The 920-nt window shown below is 54.0% G+C and carries 1 protein-coding gene; it reads left to right on the top strand.

From position 1 onward, the window contains the following. On the top strand, positions 1 to 920 hold a 920-nt coding region (locus tag A3730_RS16485), incomplete at both ends, for a S16 family serine protease (protein ID WP_304439505.1).

Genomic DNA, 920 nt, shown 5'->3' with positions numbered 1-920 from the left:
CGTTCAGCGATCACTATCTGGAAGTGGACTACAATCTCTCTGAAACCCTGTTCATCTGTACGTCCAATTCCATGAATATTCCGGCCCCGTTGCTGGACCGCATGGAAGTGATTCGTCTTCCCGGTTATACCGAGGAAGAGAAGGTCAATATTGCGCTGCAGTACCTGATCCCCAAGCAAATCAAAAACAACGGCCTGAAAAAAGATGAGCTGTTATTTGATGAAGCCGTGTTACGGTACATCGTTCGCCATTACAGCCGGGAGGCTGGCGTGCGTGGGCTGGAGCGTGAAATCAGCAAGATTTGCCGCAAGGTGGTGAAAGAACATTTGCTCACCGATGAAACGGAAACGGTCACCATGAGTGAAGAGCTGGTTGAGCATTATCTCGGTGTGCGCAAGTTCAGCTTTGGTCGTGCTGAAGAACAGGATCAGATCGGTCAGGTAACCGGCCTTGCATGGACGTCTGTGGGCGGTGAGCTGCTCACCATTGAAAGTGTTTCCACGCCAGGCAAGGGGCGGGTGATTTCTACCGGCTCACTGGGTGATGTAATGCAGGAATCTATCCAGGCTGCGTGGACGGTAGTGAAAAGCCGTGCAGGCACCCTGGGCATTCGCCGCCGGGCACTGGATCGCAACGACCTGCACATGCATGTGCCGGAAGGGGCAACGCCAAAAGATGGCCCCAGTGCAGGTATCGGAATGTGTACGGCCATGGTGTCGGTGTTGACCGGTATTCCGGTGCGTGCGGATGTGGCCATGACCGGTGAAATTACCCTGCGTGGGCAGGTGCTGCCGATTGGTGGCCTCAAGGAAAAGTTGTTGGCTGCCCATCGCGGCGGAATCAAGACTGTATTGATTCCGGAAGAAAATGAGAGGGACCTCAAGGAGATCCCCGACAATATCAAGGCGTCCTTGGACATT

It is taken from the genome of Alcanivorax sp. HI0044 (assembly GCF_001634945.1).
This window is presented reverse-complemented; position numbering and strand designations above follow the sequence as displayed.